Genomic DNA, 16647 nt, shown 5'->3' on the forward strand with positions numbered 1-16647 from the left:
AAGGTTGCCTAGTCTTGCTATAGGGGTATCTACTTTCATTAAGCTGATCGATTGGCAGTAAGTCGAGTGGCTGGGCTGTAATGAGGGCGGTTGTCCAGTAGCGACCGCAACGAACGGAGGAGGCGGATGCCGAAACTACAGCATGCCATGTACGCCAGCCTGGCGGGTGTCAGTTTCGGCCTGGGCGTGGTGGGCCTGTTCGTGCCGCTGATGCCGACCACCTGCTTCATGCTGCTGGCGGTATGGCTGGCCTCCAAGGGTTCGCCGCGCTTCGCGCTGTGGATTCGTCGGCATCCGCGCTTCGGCCCGCCGATTCGCGCCTGGGAGGGCGAACGCGCGATTCCCCGCCATGCCAAGCGCTTGGCGGCTGGCATGCTGGCGGTGTCGGCGGCGATCATCGTCTTCACCGTCGATTCCTTATGGCTAAGCGGCATGCTGGTCGTCGGTCTCGCCCTGCTGGCGCTATGGATCGTCACCAGGCCCGAGCCACGCCGGCTGACGCCAGAGCGCGGCGTGGCACCCTCGGCCATCGAGCCCGCCGCCGACTGCCTTTCCACACAGCGCCTTTCCACGGAGCGTGTGGGGCGCTGATCGCGCGTTGCCTGGCCAAGAGCCGCACATGCCTTTGAGACTCCTGCCCTGGGCACCGTACAATGCTCGGTAATCTTGCACAGGAGTTCTCGAACGATGACTGAACCGCAGCCGGTTTATTTAAAGGATTATCAGCCGCCCGCTTTCCGGATCACCCATACCGAGCTCAAGTTCGATCTGGCGCCATCGAATACCCGTGTCACGGCGCTACTGCATCTTGAACGCCACCCGGACAGTCAACCCGGCCTGCCGTTGATCCTCGATGGCGAAAAGCTCTCCTTGCAGCGCATCGCCATCGACGGCCAGGAGCTTCAGGAAGGCGAGTATCGGCTCGATGCCGAGACGCTGACCATCGAGGACGCCCCGGATCGTCTGCGCCTGGAGACCGAGGTCGAGATCGACCCCGCCGCCAATACCGCGCTGGAGGGGCTGTATCTCTCCAACGGCATGTTCTGCACCCAGTGCGAGGCCCAGGGCTTCCGGCGCATCACCTATTATCTGGATCGCCCCGATGTCATGGCGACCTTCTCGACCACGGTGATCGGCGATCGCGAGCAGCTGCCGGTGCTGCTTTCCAACGGCAACCCGGTGGAGCGTGGCGAGCTACCGAATGGCAAGCATTTTGCCACCTGGGAAGACCCGCACCCCAAACCCAGCTACCTGTTCGCAGTGGTCGCCGGGTCGCTCGAGAAGGTCGAGGATCACTTCACCACCATGAGCGGTCGCGAGGTGCTGTTGCAGATTTGGGTCGAGCCCGAAAACCTCGACAAGACCGAGCACGCCATGCGCTCGCTCAAGGCGGCGATGGTCTGGGATGAACAGACCTATGGTCGCGAATACGATCTCGATCTGTTCATGATCGTTGCCGTCAACGATTTCAACATGGGCGCGATGGAGAACAAGGGCCTCAATATCTTCAACAGCGCGGCGGTGCTGACGCATCCGCAGACCGCCACCGATGCCGCCTACCAGCGCGTCGAGGGCGTGGTCGGCCATGAGTATTTTCACAACTGGTCGGGCAATCGCGTGACCTGTCGCGACTGGTTCCAGCTCTCGCTCAAGGAGGGCTTCACGGTCTTTCGCGATCAGAGCTTCTCGGCCGATATGAACTCGGCGCCGGTCAAGCGTATCGAGGATGTGTCCTATCTGCGCACCGCGCAGTTCGCCGAGGACGCCGGTCCCACCGCGCATCCGGTGCGCCCGGATCATTACATCGAGATTTCCAACTTCTACACCCTGACCATCTACGAGAAGGGCTCGGAGATCGTGCGCATGCTGCGCAACCTGCTGGGCTGGGATACTTTCCGCCAGGGCTCGGATCTCTACTTCGCGCGCTTCGACGGCCAGGCGGTGACCATCGAGGATTTCGTCGGCTGCATGGCCGAGGTCTCGGGGCTCGATCTGACCCAGTTCATGCTCTGGTATTCCCAGGCCGGCACGCCGGAGATCGACGCCCACGGCGAGTACGATTACGCCAAGGCCGAATACCACCTGACCTTGCGCCAGCGCACCCCGGCCACGCCCGGCCAGCCCAACAAGCAACCGCTGCATATCCCCGTGCGCATCGGTTTGGTCGGCACCAAGTCCGGCGAGGATCTGGCGCTGACCCTGAATGGGTCACAAGGCAAGCAGAGCCTGAGCGAGGGCGGCGTGCTGCACCTGCGCGAAGCGGAGCAGACGTTCGTGCTCAGCGATGTCGCCGAGGCACCGGTACCTTCGCTGCTGCGCGGCTTTTCCGCGCCGGTCAAGCTGCGCTTCCCCTATGGCCGCGAGGATCTGTCGTTCCTGTTGCAACACGACGTCGACGGCTTCAACCGCTGGGATGCCGGCCAGCGCCTGGCCATGCTGGCATTGGACGACCTGATCGCCGCGCATCGCAATGGCGTGGAAAAGGTCATGGATGTCCGCTTGACCGAAGCCTTCCGTGGCCTGTTGACCGCGCCGGAGGAAGATCAGGCGGTACTCGCCGAAATGCTCACGCTGCCCTCCGAGGCGTATATCGCCGAGCAGCAGCCGGTGGTCGATGTCGATGCCATCCACGCCGCGCGAGTCTTCGTCAAGCAGTCGCTGGCCGTCGCCCTGCGTGACGAATTCCTGGCGATATACCAGGCGAATCAGTCCGATGCCGTCTACGCGCCGAGTGCCGAGCAGATCGCGCAGCGCAGCCTCAAGAACGTCGCGCTGTCGTACCTGATGAGCATCGAGGACGAACGCGGTGTCGAGCTCGCTCAACAGCAGTTCGAGGCCGGCCACAACATGACCGACGTGCGCGCCGCGCTGACCTTGCTTGTGCATAGCTCGCGCAGCGATATCGCCGAGCCGGCACTGCGGGCGTTCGGCGAGAAGTGGGCGCATGATCCGCTGGTCATGGACCAATGGTTCAGCATCCAGGTCACCCGGCCGCAGCCCGATGCGCTGGATCGCGTCAAATACCTGATGGCGCATCCGGCGTTCTCGCTCAAGAACCCCAATCGGGTGCGCGCGCTGATCGGCGCCTTCGTCAACCAGAACCGTATCAACTTCCATCGTCTGGACGGCGAGGGCTACGAGCTGCTGGCCGATGTGGTCATCAAGCTCAACAAGCTCAACCCCGAGATCGCCGCGCGCATCATCACGCCGCTGACGCGCTGGCGGCGCTTCGACGAGCAGCGCCAGGCACTGATGAAGGCGCAGCTCGAACGCATTCGCGCCGAGGACCTATCGCCGAATGTCTTCGAGATCGTCGAGAAGGCGCTGGCAGAGTGATTTTTCGAGTATGAGGCAATGCTAAGCGCCAGGGCGTTGGGGTACCTGTACGAGGTGATTCGCCGTGGCTCGGTGCGCCGGGCCGCGGTGTATCTGAACGTGGATGCGTCCGCGATCAGCCGGCAGATTCGTGGCCTGGAAGAAGACGTCGGCGTGGCGCTGTGCGAGCGTCACGACGGCGGCATGCGGGCGACCGAGGCGGGTTATTTGCTGATCGATCATTACCACCGGCAGAAAGCCGCCGAATCGGCCGCGCTGTCGCGCTTGAATGCGTTGCAGGGGCTACGCAGCGGCGAGGTACGTATCGCGGTAGGCGAGGGCTTCATCGCCGACCTGGTCTCCGCGCCACTGCAATCCTTCATGGCACAGCACCCGGGTATCGAACTCGAGGTACGCATGGCCGGCGTCAACGAGGCGATGTCGCTGGTCAGGGATTTCGAGGTCGACCTGGCACTACTCTATTCTCCGCCCCAGGATCCGGCGCTCGTCAGTCATGCCGAAACCCGTCAGCCGCTGGATCTGATCGTGCCGCCCCAGCATCCCCTGTTGCAGGAAAAAGGGCCGGTCAGCCTCGCCGAGGTGGCGAAATGGCCGTTGGCGATGATCGACAACTGCACCGGCATGCGCCAGATGGTCGATCAGGCGGCGCATCAGGAGCGGGTGCACCTGGCGCCGCGCCTGCGCACCAACTCGGTATCGGTACTCAAGAACTTCGTGCGCTCGGGCATCGGCGTCACCTTCATGCCGGAATTGACGGTGGTGGAGGAGCTGCGCGGTGGCAAGATCCGTCTGGTGCCCGTGCGCCATTCGATACTCTCCGAGGCGCGTGCCTGTATCGCCAGCCGCAAGGGACGTGAGCTGACGGTGGCCGTCGAGGCGTGCCTGGAGCATCTGCGACGCGGCTTGCGGTTCTTCAGCGCCGATGCCCCCCGGCTGCTCGATGAGCGGTGTGGACATAAAGACAACGCCTTGCCCATTGAATAGTCAACATGACCACGATTAGCGTGGCCGTGCAGGGCCACTACCGGTCTGCTTCGATAAAAAACAAAGTGGGGAATTACACAATGAGCAAAGGGTTCACTCGACGTCTGACGCTGTTGGGGTCCGCCATGGCATTGAGTCTGGGCGTTCTGGCGTCTCCCGTGCAGGCAGAAACCATCAACCTGAGCTATAACGGCGCGCCCGATCTGGACAAGAACGCCGTGCATGTGTTCGCCAGTACCTTGAAATCGCTGGTCGAGAAAAAGACCGATGGCGAGCTGGAGCTCAAGCTCTACCCCAACAGTATGCTGGGTGGCGAGCAGGAGCGCATGGAACAGGTCATCAATGCACCGGGGCTGAACATCGCTTCGTTCGCGGGCGTGGCGCCACTGATTCCGGAAATTTATGTCAGTGCGATTCCATTCCTGTTCAAGGACTTCGAGGCCGCGCGCCAGTTCTTCGATGAAGGCGACTATTGGAAGAACGTTCAGCAGGTGTTCAGCGAGCGGGCCAATGGCGCGAAAATCCTCGCGGTGGTCGAGGAGGGCGGTTTCCTGGCGTTCACCAACAGTGTGCGCCCGATAGCCGGTCCCGAGGATTTCGAGGGGCTGCGCTTCCGCGCGATGGATCCTAGCCAGGTCGCGCTCTACGAGGCCTTTGGCGCCTCCGGCACGCCGATTCCCTGGACGGAAACCTACATGGCGCTACGTACCGGCGTGGCCGATGGCCAGATGAATCCGCCGATGTACATCATCCTGGGCAGCCTGTACGAGGTTCAGAAATACCTGACGCTGGCCAACATTCAGTATTCGGATCAGTTCCTGGTGGCCAATGGCCAGCTTCTGGATAGCCTCAGCGATGAGAACCGCAAGGCGCTGATGTCGGCCGTCCACGAGGCCAACCAGATGGCTCGCGTGACCAACCAGGCCAAGGTAGGCGAGCGCCTTGCCTTCCTGAAGGAACACGGCATGGAAATCATCAACCCCACCGACGCCAATCTCGAGGCGTTGCGCACCCAGGGCCAGCCAGCCTATTTGAATTGGCTCACCGAAGAGCAGGGCATCGAACAGCGCTGGATCGACATGGCGCTTGAAGACGCTGGCATGACGAAGCTCGCAAACTGATTTTGCGCGCTTCTCGACCGTGATAGGTCGGCGCTGGCTCCAGCCGGGAGTCAGCGCCGATACCCTCCGATGATTTGCTTGCGAGACGATCATGACGAACGGTTTTGCCGTGTGGCGCGAGCGGTCGCTGACCCTTTCCCGCCGCATTACCTTGTGGATCGCCAGTTCCTTGATGTTGGCAACGGTATTGGTGGTTCTGTATGGCGTGTTGACCCGCTATGTGCTGGGCGGAGCGCCCATCTGGATGAACGAGCTGGCCCGTTTTCTGACTATCGCCACCGTACTGCTGGCGCTGGGGGCCGTCTGGGTCGAAGGCGCGCATATGCGCGTGTCGCTGATCGAGCGTCTGCTGCCACCCAAGCTGGTCAAGGTGCTGGTTTTCTATCAATGGCTGTTGACGCTGTTTCTGGCCGGTGCCGCGACCTGGTTGAGCCTGCAATACGCCTTGTCGGCGTCGATGTTCACCACCATGGGGTTGGGGATTAGTCGCGCCATTCCGCTCATGACGTTACCGGTCGGTTTCGCACTGCTGACCTGGCAGGTTTTGTGTCACGGCCCTCGGGCCTTGCGCACCGAGCTCGAGGAGGTCGGCATATGATCTGGACCATGTTGGGTGTGTTTCTCGTTCATGTGCTGTTGGGTCTACCATTGTTTATCGCCTTGCTGACCACGGCGCTGGTGGGGTTTCTGTTCGTCGATCCGGCGATGATCGCGCGCATAGCGCCGCAGCAGTTTTTCGGCGGAATCAATGTGTTCTCGCTGATGGCGATTCCGTTGTTCATTCTTGCCGGCAACTTGATGAACGCCAGCGGACTGACCGAACGCCTGATGCGCCTGGCGCGCTTGATGGTCGGTCATCTGCGCGGCGGCATGGGTCACGTCAATGTGGTATCCAGCGTGTTTTTCGCCGGCGTGAATGGCTCGGCGGTCGCTGACACCGCGGCATTGGGGCCACTGCTGGTGCCTGCGATGCGCAAGGAAGGTTATTCCACGTCGTTCGCGGCGGGGCTGACCGCGGGTAGCTCGTTGATCGGGCCGATCATCCCGCCGAGCATCTTCATGATTCTGTATGCCTCCCTGACCAACACCTCGGTGGGCAGCCTGTTCCTGGCGGGTGTGGTTCCGGGGCTATTGCTTGGCGGGGCCTTCATGCTGATGAATGCCTGGTATGCCCGGCGCAAGCAGTTGTCGGTACGCAGCGAGCGCCCGTCACGCAAGGAGTTCGGTTCGGCGATGCTGGGTGCCATGCCGGCACTGGTCGCGCCGTTCATCATCGTTGCGGGCATTGTGCTGGGCTTCGTGACACCCACCGAGTCTGGCGCGCTGATCGTTGCCTACGTGGCATTGTTCGGCCTGATGATGGGTTCGATGCCACTCGCTCGGGTATGGGTGGCGATGCGCGAGACCGCCAAGCTCAGCTCGGCGATATTCGTCATCATGGCGGTATCCGCCATCGTCAGTTGGCTCTTGTCCTATGCGCAGGTGCCCGCGCAATTCGTCGAATTGCTGACGCCTTACATCGACAACCCGGTCATGGTGCTGCTGGTGTTGAGCGCGATCACCTTCGTTACCGGTATGTTCATGGAAGAGGTCTCGGCGCTGATGCTGCTCACGCCGATCTTCATTCCTGTGGCGATGATCGCCGGCATCGATCCGGTGCATCTGGGGGTGATCATTACGCTGAATATCACCATCGCGCTTATCACGCCACCGATGGGTGCCTGTGTGTTCGTCGCCGCCGCAGTGAGTCGAATCGATATTACTTCGTTGTTCCGGACCATCTGGCCGTTCGTGCTGGTTGCGCTATGCATACTGCTGCTGTTGATCTTCTTCCCCGCGCTGACACTCTGGCTACCGGCCTTATTGGGATAATGAGCACATGAATCTGGCTATGACTTACCCGCCCATTCCCACTCGACCGGAACCCGATTGGTCTCAGGTGACTGCGTTGCCCATCCAGGGCTGCCAATCGCCATTGGTGCCGATGAGCCTGGTACCGCCGCCCGTCGTGATCTATCCCGTTTATGCCAAGCGCGGCATCCCGGGCGCCGTTGCGGAATGCCATGTACGCCCCGAGGTGCATCGCCGGCTGTTGCAGGCCGCCCGTGGGTTGCCCGAGGGGTTGTCGCTGGTGTTGCTGGATGCCTGGCGACCGTGGCGAGTCCAGCAGTACCTGTTCGATACGCTCTTCGCAGCGATTCGCGCTAGGCATGGCGAACTGGATGATGAAAGCCTGCTCGCCCGCACGCGCGAGTTCGTGTCCTTGCCCAGCCGTGACCCCGCCGCGCCGAGCCCCCATCTGACCGGGGGCGCGGTGGACGTCACCTTATGCGATGAAAACGGGCTGCAACTGGACATGGGAACGGCATTCGATGAAGCGGTGCCGGCGTCGCATAGCGACTATTTCGAATGCCACGCACCGGCCGACGATGCCCAGCGTCGGGCACGCGACAATCGCCGGCTGCTCTATCACACCATGAGCGAGGCCGGCTTCACCAATCTGCCTAGCGAGTGGTGGCATTACGATTTCGGCGACCAACTATGGGCCTGGTATCGCGGCGAAAACGCCGCGCTCTATGGCCCCATCGAGCTCGAAAGCATCGAGGATCACTGGCGTCGGCAATTGTGAGCAACCAAAGGCGCTGACGGTGTGACGCGCCGATAGCTGCAAGACGATAAAGGGGCCGCTCTTTCGAGCGGCCCCTTTATGCTAGCTGGCGATGGCTGGTTCGGCTGCGAACTCAGCCGGAGATGCTATCGTCGGCGGCCGTGAAGCCCTGCAACGACACCGGGAGATCGAGGCGATTGCCGCGTGGCCCGATGACGCTTACCGTCGCCGTGCTACCGTTGCGCATCCGCTGGCGCAGGGACTCGGAAATCGGCAAGTCGGCACGGCAACCTTGCTGCTGGCAGACCTGATACGGGAAGTTGATCGGTTCGCCGTTGTCGACGACCAATTGCAGGCCCGGCGACAAGCGAACGCCCAGCGGCAGCAGGAAAATCATCGCGGCGGTGTCGATTTCCTGCGGGTAGGCCATGATCACGCGCATGATCGGCTGGCCGCTTTGCGGGTTATTGACCAACTGCGTCATCTCGCAGATGGCCGGTTGGGCGTTCGTCGGGCAGCGCACTTCCCAATCCTCGAATTGCTCCGAGCTGAACTCGGGGCCGCTGGCCGGCTGCTGCTGGGCGACTGCCATCGGCGCAAGCAGGCTTAAAAACAGCAGCATCAACATCTTGGAGCGTAATGCGAAGCGATAGTGCATGGCGAGCCATCCTTGGTTGTTGTCTACATACATTTTACGTGACCTGAGGTGTTTCGTCATGATTGTCCGTGCGTTGTCTGGAATGAAAGGCTGGTACTTAGGCGATTAGCCAACTCAACACTATTAGCCCAAGCAGTGTCCAGATCAAGCCACCAACGATCGCATGATTAATAAAGGCGCGGATGCCCTTGTAAAGTAGCAGCAATCCGATGAGCAGTACGATCAGGCCGAATAGCGAAGGGCTCATGCCCAGCGAACCGGTCAGCCCTTCAATGAAATCATGCACGGCGCCGCCGAATCCAGCGAAGATGCTCGACAGCAGGTCGACGACGAAGCGAATCGCGTCGCCGAGGCTCTCGCCGAGCCAATTGAAGAAGCCGTTTTCAGCCATGTAGCCAGTCCCTAGCGGTGTGGTTTCGCGTTATCGGCTATGCGGCGCCCGCCGATGCGACGCCCCGCGTATGGTAGAGCATTTGCGGTGCCCACCGCGACATCCTGTCGTGGCCGAGCGTGGATGATCAAATCGCTTGACGTTTTCGCTGGGACCTTCTTTACTGATTGAGTGCTGGCTGCATTAGCCAGTTTTCATGCAAGTCGTTCTGGAACCGAAAATGATGATGACCCCGGTGTGGACCGAGCCAGGCAACGTCTCCGTACTCATGAATAATCATGACGTGCGAGTCTTCGCCTGTCCGCGTGTCGCCTACCGAGTCTGACTCACCGGCCGCGGATCTTACCGCGGCCACGATGATCCCGATGTCGATCCTCCCTCCCCGATAAGGTCCCGGCCTCCACCAAGGAGACCGTAACATGCCGTTATCGACACTTTTTCGCCGCACGCTCGAAACATTGAGCGAGATGCGCCATCGCCAGCGTAACGTTAGCGCGCTGGCGCACCTGGATGCGCATCTGCTCAAGGATATTGGCCTGCATGTGGAGCAGGGCTTTGTCAGGCCGCTGTATCCCGAGGATGACACGGCGACAGCGTCGAAGCCGCAACCTGCTCATGACAGCCCACAAATGACCGAGAGCGTTGCCCATCCGGAGAAGCTCTGTCCAAGCTGTGGAGCGACATTGGCTTAGCGAGGCCACGGTCGCGGGAGGCGGCCGTGGCAACGTATCACCGTAGGCAGGGCCAGGGACGGCCCGATCTATTTTCGTTGATCGCCGAGATGAACGAAGCTGGGTAAATACTTCCGCAAAGAATGCATTCACGAGGAGCGACCATGAAGACGATTGGCGTGCTGGGTGGAATGAGTTGGGAGTCGACGCAAGATTATTATCGACAGTTGAACGAGGGCGTAAATGCGCGGCTTGGCGGCTTCCACTCGGCGCCGATCTGCCTGCTGAGCGTCGATTTTGCCGAGATCGAGACACTGCAACGCGCGGGCGATTGGGATGAAGCAGGGCGCGTGCTGGCCAAGGCCGCGCGTCAGGTGCAGGCGGCTGGCGCGGACTTTCTTCTGATTGCGACCAATACCATGCACCGGGTGGCAGCGGAGATCGAGGTGGCCATCGAGATCCCGCTTTTGCATATCGCCGATGCCACCGGCGCGCGTCTGGTGGCGGATGGCGTGTCGCGCGTGGGGCTGCTGGGCACGCGCTTCACCATGGAGCAGGCGTTCTACCGCGATCGGCTGCGTGACCGTTTCGGCATCGAGGTCGTGACTCCCGACGCGCCGGATCGCGAGGTCGTGCATGACATCATCTTCAACGAGCTGGTGCATGGCGCGATCGAGGATGCCTCGCGCGAGCGCTTCCTGGGAATCATCGATGGGCTACGCGTGCAGGGCGCCGAAGGGGTGATTCTCGGCTGCACCGAAATCGCCATGCTGGTTCAGCAGGCGCATACCCGCGTGTCTCTGTACGACACCACCGAACTACACGTTCAAGCGGCGCTGGATTTCGCACAGGATAAAAGCTGATCCAGCCTCTTGGGCTTTGCTTGAAAAGTCGGCGAGCGAAGGTCAGACAAGGCAAAAATTAGCGAAAAAGCGGAGTTTACGAGATGTAAATGAGCACTTTGAGCTAATTTTTAACGCCGTATGATCGAGAGCAGTCAGTTTTCAGGCAAAGCCGATACGTTCGTGCTCCGGCAGTCCCACCGCCAGCGGCACACTGATGATGCCACCGACGAGCGCCACCCATAATGGAGCGGACGGCCCCCACACGGCGGCGACCGGGCCGAGCGCCATGATACCGAGCGCCGCCAGTGCGTTGGAAAGCCCCAGGGCGAGCCCCGAGCCCAGCGAGCGATTCTCGGGCAGAATATCCTGGGCGATGAGGATGCCCAGCGGCAGCGTCGCGAATAGGCTGATACCGAGAATACCCAATACGATCCACAGCCAGACGCCGCTGGCGAACAGAAAGACCGTGAGCATCACGACCGACAGGCTCATGGCCGCGATCAGCAGCGGCCGCCGGCCCAGCCGATCGGATAATCGTCCACCGCCGATATTGCCGATGACCCCGATCACCAGCAACACCGTGATGAAGCTGGCTCCGGTGGTCAGCGAGCCGCCAGCCTGAGTCCACATCAAGGGCACGAACGTCACCACAGAAAGAATCATCAACGAGCGCAGCGTCGAGAACGCTACCAGCCGCGACAATGGCCCGGCGTGCTGGCGCCAGGCGATAGGCTCGGCATTTGCCGCGCGGGCGGGCAGCTTGGGCGCCCACTGCGTGAGAAACGGCAGTGTCAGCAGGGCGGGCACGGCGAGCACCCATAGATAACCCAGCCCCCACTGCACCACGACCCAACTGGCGATGGCCGGCCACACGCCGCGCCCCACCTCGCCGCCGACCATGAATATCGACATGGCGGTGCCGGGCTTGTCACCGCCCAATCGTCGCACGCCAGCGAGCGCCTGAGGGTGGAAGAACGAATTGGACACCCCGATCAGCATCAGCACGGGCACCAGCGACCAAAAGCTCGACGCAAACCCGATCAACGCACCACCCAGCGATGAACCGAATAGTCCACAGGTGATCATCACGCGCCCGCCCACCCGGTCGGCGAGCAGGCCGACCAGCGGCTGCAAGGCCTGCCCCAATAGCAGCGCCGCCATGATCGTACCCGCCAACGCCACCGACAGGTTCAGCGAAACCAGAATCGCCGGCAGCACCCCTGGCAGGTAATTGGCGGCACCATCGTTAAGAAAGTGCGCCCAACTCATGCCCGTCAAGCGTCCGGGCTGGGATTGGGGCTGGGCGTTATCGACGGTGGTGGCTTCCATGCGTTGGGCTCAAGTGGTGGTTGCGAGGGGGACTAAAGCGAAATGCGACCAGGTAAGCTGATTGCACCTTGGTTACATAGCATGGACCGGCGGGGCAAGCCAAGCTTGGCTTACTATAAGATGGCTAAGGGAATCGTAGAGGAGCTTGGTCGCTTAGGAGCTATCTGAGCCCTTCCTGCGGCTATTTTCGACCATAGCCACACGCTCCCACGATCAAGCGCTTCTTCTGAGTTGCACCGAGGGGCGTTTTTGGGGCTTCGGCAGCTTACGGCCATAAGCGGACATTCAGAATGTGCTCATGTAACGTTAGTGATGAGCCGCGCTAGACGGCGAACAACCGGAGCGGTAGCAAAGGTGAGAGTTGCCAAGCATTGGACTCAATCGCCCTTGTTGAGCGCGCGCCTATAGACACTAGTAGTACTCTCCATACAATTCCCATGCCATCGTTAACAGGAGGATTCTTCGCTTAAAATAAATTACATGTTCTTCGTTCTCAAGATCAAAAGTAACACTAGGTCCTAATCCCATCTGTTCGTACATCTCTGAGAGAAGGGGAATTTCGCCATCCGGAAACTTACTTCGGATATCCTTGAGTTCATTTCGTGCAGCACCGTCGCCAAAGATGGCGGATTTGAGGCTCTCCCACAGGCTTGGATCATCCATTGCCAGTAATCGATCGATATCTTCGCGTGAAATAAATGCTGGCCGAAACGCGACAGGAAAAGCAGAGTCAGCCGCAATAGTTATATTTCCAGAACTTTCTATATCGCCTGAAATAGTCCCACCAAGATCAGATACCATTTTGGCGAATTTCCTATTCGCCTGTGCCTCTACAGCTGCACCCATATCTCTCTGAAAACGTAGTCTCGATAGAAACTTTGCTGAGACTACATCTCTAAGAACCCACGGAACTCGTTCCTGATATGAGTACTCTTCTCCTCGTTCATTTATTTCTTGTAACTTTTTGTCACATTCAGGATTGGCATCTGCCAGGGCATTCTCAATAATGCCCTGAGTAAATCTCTCCACTCTGGCGCCCGTAAACCTTAACTCCACAGCATCGGAGATCGAGATATTAGCATCAACACCAATATCCGCTACTTTGTACAGTGTGCTTCGCAGCTCACCGCTAACTGCGTATCTTCGGGTGTCTATTGCGTCAGCGAGTACCGTCGTCGACATCGATGGATTCAAACCGGCGAAGCACAGATGTTTTCTTGCTAGAAATCCCTCGTATGGGTTCAAGTATATATCGCCAGGCTCTTCATCAGTCGGTAATATTATGGGAAGAGCGCGGTACTGGTAAAAGTACGCATGGAGTGCAGCTTGGTAACTCTCAAATAGGGCAGCTTGAGCCGGACGTGTTCCATAGGTTGCAGCAGCTATTAGCGCTATTAACCCTATAGTACTAGCCATATAATTCTTCGTATACATTGGCTTTCTCCTGTTTTGCGTTCAATATCTAGACTGTACGCCCGGCTCCCAAAAAGAGTTCAACTTTACTACGGCCCAACAGGGATTAGGTTGCGCGCTCTGTTATCGGCTTATCGAGCTGGCACGCTTAAGTCAATAAAGGAGCGCGTAAATTCGCACATAAGCCACTGACCCTGCTGAAAATTAAGCATTGCTTGGCAGCGCAATACAAATAAATGTGCGGGCATATTTTCCGCAAGGTCCGCCTTGGGTCGTTGACTGTCCCAGCGCTCTCTGAACCATAGACTGTTGTTCTTCATTCGGCCAGAAGAAGACACTCTAACGTGCCTATAGAAAGTAGGCCGATTCAAAAACTGATTCTATGGCTGCCAGTAGGGAAGTGATGAGTTTCCCGGATCATCGACTATGATCGCGACACTCTGTTTTGCTCGCGTGATTGCAACGTAGAAACTCGCCGCCGGGCCTGGCTCCAAGTGCGCGCCAGTCTGCAAAAATTGGAGTATCCCACGCGTTGGCACAATGAGCACTCGCTCATGTGTTGAGCCTTTAGAGAGTTTGAAATTCAGGAAGGTGAGATTGAATTCCTTGCCGGAACTGGCTGAATGACGCAAGCACTGAGGCTTGTACTTAACCACATATTCCTCGACATCTCTTTTATAAACGAGGAATACACCGTCATGACTTGTAACTGTGTCGTTCTTCGAATCGGTTACTGGAAACAACCAGCTAGCATCAAATATGGTATCAGAGAAAGAAGCGATATCGGGATGGCAACGCCATGTCGTGGCGCTTTGCATAATTTCAAGGAGCCCTTGGGCTTCGCGCTCGCGAAACCATCCAATCACTTCGGCATATGCATACCTTTTATTCTTAGCACTGCGGGGATTAGTCGCGAGCACAGATTGACGGATGTCTCCGACCATCCGAATGTCAATTGATGACCCAAGGAGCACGTCAATAATCTCCCAGTCATGGCTGCTAAGGTCTTGTGCCTCGTCAATTAGTATTTCTTCATAGAGACATTCCAATCGATGTACCAATGTCCCTCTGCTTTCGAGGACTAGCTCATGAGCAAGGCGACCAAGCTCACACGCATACACTGCTCCATTCGAATCGAGGAAGCGGCTATATCCTTTGGCCATCCTCATTGGTCGGCCGTCGAAGTTGAATCCCTGAACACGCTTACCTGGAAATTTGAACGGCAGGAATGGCTTGGCAAAATGGTGAATTAAAAACGTGTACCAGCCCAGAACCTCTAACCCTTGATGGTCACCGGCATAGACCGCCAGACGGCGGCGCAGCTCATCTTGGTTGGTTTGGGTATATGTCACCACCAGCGCACGCCGCTCACGGGGCAGCGTGGCGCAATGATCCACGATTCCTTGGGTCTTGCGAGAGCCAGCAACAGCAAGAGTTAGATGGTTACCCATAAATAAACTCGGCCGCCTTGCGTATGTATTCCGGTGGCGTGATCTTCTGATCGGAACTAGCGATGCGGAGAGCAGTTTCCGTTTTCTCTCGATTCATCCACGTAGCTAGATCGGCAGCCGTAGTGATTTTCAGAATGTCCCGAATTCTAGCCTCGCTATTGTGGTATACGAGTTGTGGCTCAAGGGTTGAGCCGCTCGCCACACTACCGATAAAGAGTTCTCTTCGACCGTCAACAAGCCACTCTGCAACAGGCATTTTCAATTCAGTGGGATCTATTCCGTCGTTGTCTCGAAGGACAGCTACGGGCTTATCGAGCGCTGCACAGAGTTCTAGGCAGCGCCTGAGAGCTAAGCCGCGCATACTGAGTATGTCGATCCCAAACTCCATCGGGCGCTTTCCGTATATATCCTTAAAGATGCGCTCGAAAATAATCTCATCGGAAGGTCCCTCTACGAGCACTATTTTATTCGCAAGCGCCATGCGTAGGGTGTCATAACCTGGAAGCCGCTGAAAATATGAGACTGTATCAGGATCAAGCTCAGAGATTTTCCGGGCCGAGTCAGGCCCAATCAACAATAGTGCGTCCAGCCCTAACCGATTGAGGACGAATGCGCTGTGGGTTGTTACGAAAAGTTGTTGCTGTTCACTAGCTAGCGCCTCTATGCGAGACAGTAGAGTCGTAAGGCTTGTGTGAGATAGATGGTTTTCTGGCTCTTCAATCATCACAAAGTTCGCCTTTCCAGAATGGCGACTCATGGCAAGAGATATCTTGATTGCGGCCTGCTGACCTTGCCCTGACATTGAGAATGGTACGTCATTGACATGCGGAGTAACTGACCCCTCCCACGAGGTCCGCGTACTCTGATCCATTTCTAAGGCAATTGTCTGGTCATGAAGAGAAGCATGTAGTTCACCGATTCGCTTGTTCACATCCGCAAGCGCTGTCTCAGACATCGATGCTTTCACCTCCCGATATGCAAGCGAGATCGAAGCTCTCTCGGCTGGATCAAGGTGGTCACTAAGGATCTGGCGTAAATGATAATCCAAACCGGATGAAGAGCGGACTGTGCGAGAGTCGATTATCGCAGTCACGAGCTGCCTCGGCCGATGCGTGATCTTCTCATCGGCAAATGAGCGCCATTCGACCATGTAGTACTCAACGGGCAACAAAGGCAAGGGATCCTTCAGCCATTCTTCCAATTCGTCGGCGAATTCAGGGTTGGGCAGTACCCTAAGAGATACTCCCGGACAGGCGTTTGTGGGAACGTCACTGTTGATTGCGCCGCATAATGACTGCAATTCCGTGCGGTTTTCGAAGAAAATCTCAATGTATATCTCCGGTAGAGCCTCGCGCTCACCGCTCCTACGTTTGTGCACGAATTCTGCGACTACGCTGGTATTGAACCAATATGGATTGAGCTCTTCCGATGCACTTCGCCCATTGACGCGCCCGGTTAATGCGAGTGCCACGGCCTCCATGAGCGTTGACTTTCCAGCCTCATTCCCTCCGACGATAAGATTCAGTTTCGAATTGGGGCTCAGTGTGAATTTTTTGTATATCCGGTAGCCATGGACTTTTATCTTGGTTATCAATGCTGACCACCCTTAATGGAAAGTCTCGAAAAGCGCAGCTTGAGGAGCGCGCGGCTAAATGTAGATACGAGAACAGTGCAATCTTTTTAAGCGTCCGATCTGGTTGATTCTTCCCAGCCCCAAGAGGCAGCTTCTGGTCGTAAGCAATCATCTGTGCAATCAATCTAAAACGTTGACCTTTACTGAGCAATGACTTTTATGACGATTTAGCAGTTGGATGATGTTTTCTGTATTTATCGATAATTC

15 protein-coding genes are annotated in these 16647 nt (G+C 58.1%); 9 read left to right on the plus strand and 6 right to left on the minus strand.

Annotated elements, in window-relative coordinates:
- Window positions 1-126 precede the first annotated feature (126 nt).
- The 7 genes from BLR92_RS15735 (at window position 127) to BLR92_RS15765 (ending at window position 8070) form a co-directional block, all read left to right on the plus strand.
- Entirely contained in the window at window positions 127-591 is a 465-nt protein-coding gene (locus BLR92_RS15735; RefSeq protein ID WP_089730228.1) for a YbaN family protein, read from the plus strand.
- 96 nt (window positions 592-687) lie between these two features.
- Window positions 688-3336, plus strand: a complete 2649-nt coding sequence (gene pepN / locus BLR92_RS15740; protein ID WP_089730229.1) for an aminopeptidase N — start codon at window positions 688-690, stop codon at window positions 3334-3336.
- An 18-nt stretch (window positions 3337-3354) separates the two neighbouring features.
- Window positions 3355-4320 (plus strand): LysR family transcriptional regulator, encoded by a 966-nt coding sequence (locus tag BLR92_RS15745; protein ID WP_089730230.1) that lies wholly within the window; start codon window positions 3355-3357, stop codon window positions 4318-4320.
- 80 nt (window positions 4321-4400) lie between these two features.
- Entirely contained in the window at window positions 4401-5441 is a 1041-nt protein-coding gene (gene dctP / locus BLR92_RS15750; RefSeq protein ID WP_089730231.1) for a TRAP transporter substrate-binding protein DctP, read from the plus strand.
- Between the two features lie 91 nt (window positions 5442-5532).
- Window positions 5533-6039: a TRAP transporter small permease gene (locus BLR92_RS15755; protein WP_089730232.1), complete on the plus strand. Its 507-nt coding sequence runs from the start codon at window positions 5533-5535 to the stop codon at window positions 6037-6039.
- Window positions 6036-7313 carry a TRAP transporter large permease gene (locus tag BLR92_RS15760; RefSeq protein WP_089730233.1) on the plus strand — a complete coding sequence of 426 codons (1278 nt, stop codon included), beginning with the start codon at window positions 6036-6038 and terminating at the stop codon, window positions 7311-7313. The genes BLR92_RS15755 and BLR92_RS15760 overlap by 4 nt, the downstream gene beginning before the upstream one ends.
- A 7-nt stretch (window positions 7314-7320) precedes the next feature.
- Window positions 7321-8070, plus strand: coding sequence for a M15 family metallopeptidase (locus tag BLR92_RS15765; RefSeq protein WP_217636603.1), 750 nt, complete (start codon window positions 7321-7323; stop codon window positions 8068-8070).
- 112 nt (window positions 8071-8182) lie between these two features.
- On the opposite strand, the gene BLR92_RS15770 is transcribed toward BLR92_RS15765, so the two are convergent.
- Both BLR92_RS15770 and BLR92_RS15775 read right to left on the minus strand, forming a co-directional pair.
- Entirely contained in the window at window positions 8183-8707 is a 525-nt protein-coding gene (locus BLR92_RS15770; protein WP_089730234.1) for an invasion associated locus B family protein, read from the minus strand.
- Between the two features lie 97 nt (window positions 8708-8804).
- The gene (locus BLR92_RS15775) at window positions 8805-9098 is read right to left on the minus strand and encodes a hypothetical protein (RefSeq protein WP_089730235.1); all 294 of its coding nucleotides are present in this window, start codon (window positions 9096-9098) and stop codon (window positions 8805-8807) included.
- Between the two features lie 419 nt (window positions 9099-9517).
- Here BLR92_RS15775 and BLR92_RS15780 point away from each other — a divergent pair, with 419 nt between their 5' ends.
- Together BLR92_RS15780 and BLR92_RS15785 are read left to right on the plus strand one after the other, a co-directional pair.
- On the plus strand, window positions 9518-9790 hold the full coding sequence (locus BLR92_RS15780) for a DUF1127 domain-containing protein (protein WP_089730236.1): 273 nt from the start codon (window positions 9518-9520) through the stop codon (window positions 9788-9790).
- A 143-nt stretch (window positions 9791-9933) separates the two neighbouring features.
- Window positions 9934-10632 carry an aspartate/glutamate racemase family protein gene (locus BLR92_RS15785; RefSeq protein WP_089730237.1) on the plus strand — a complete coding sequence of 233 codons (699 nt, stop codon included), beginning with the start codon at window positions 9934-9936 and terminating at the stop codon, window positions 10630-10632.
- A gap of 141 nt (window positions 10633-10773) precedes the next feature.
- On the opposite strand, the gene BLR92_RS15790 is transcribed toward BLR92_RS15785, so the two are convergent.
- The 4 genes from BLR92_RS15790 to BLR92_RS15805 all read right to left on the minus strand — a co-directional run bounded on the left by BLR92_RS15790 (window position 10774) and on the right by BLR92_RS15805 (window position 16401).
- A complete protein-coding gene (locus tag BLR92_RS15790; RefSeq protein WP_089730238.1) occupies window positions 10774-11943 on the minus strand; it encodes an MFS transporter in 1170 nt (389 codons plus the stop codon).
- A gap of 411 nt (window positions 11944-12354) precedes the next feature.
- Window positions 12355-13377, minus strand: coding sequence for a hypothetical protein (locus tag BLR92_RS15795; protein WP_089730239.1), 1023 nt, complete (start codon window positions 13375-13377; stop codon window positions 12355-12357).
- Window positions 13378-13736: 359 nt separating this feature from the next.
- Window positions 13737-14807: a UvrD-helicase domain-containing protein gene (locus BLR92_RS15800; RefSeq protein ID WP_089730240.1), complete on the minus strand. Its 1071-nt coding sequence runs from the start codon at window positions 14805-14807 to the stop codon at window positions 13737-13739.
- Window positions 14800-16401, minus strand: coding sequence for an ATP-dependent nuclease (locus BLR92_RS15805; protein ID WP_089730241.1), 1602 nt, complete (start codon window positions 16399-16401; stop codon window positions 14800-14802). The genes BLR92_RS15800 and BLR92_RS15805 overlap by 8 nt, the downstream gene beginning before the upstream one ends.
- Window positions 16402-16647 lie beyond the last annotated feature (246 nt).

Source organism: Modicisalibacter muralis, from assembly GCF_900102945.1.
GTDB lineage: Bacteria > Pseudomonadota > Gammaproteobacteria > Pseudomonadales > Halomonadaceae > Modicisalibacter > Modicisalibacter muralis.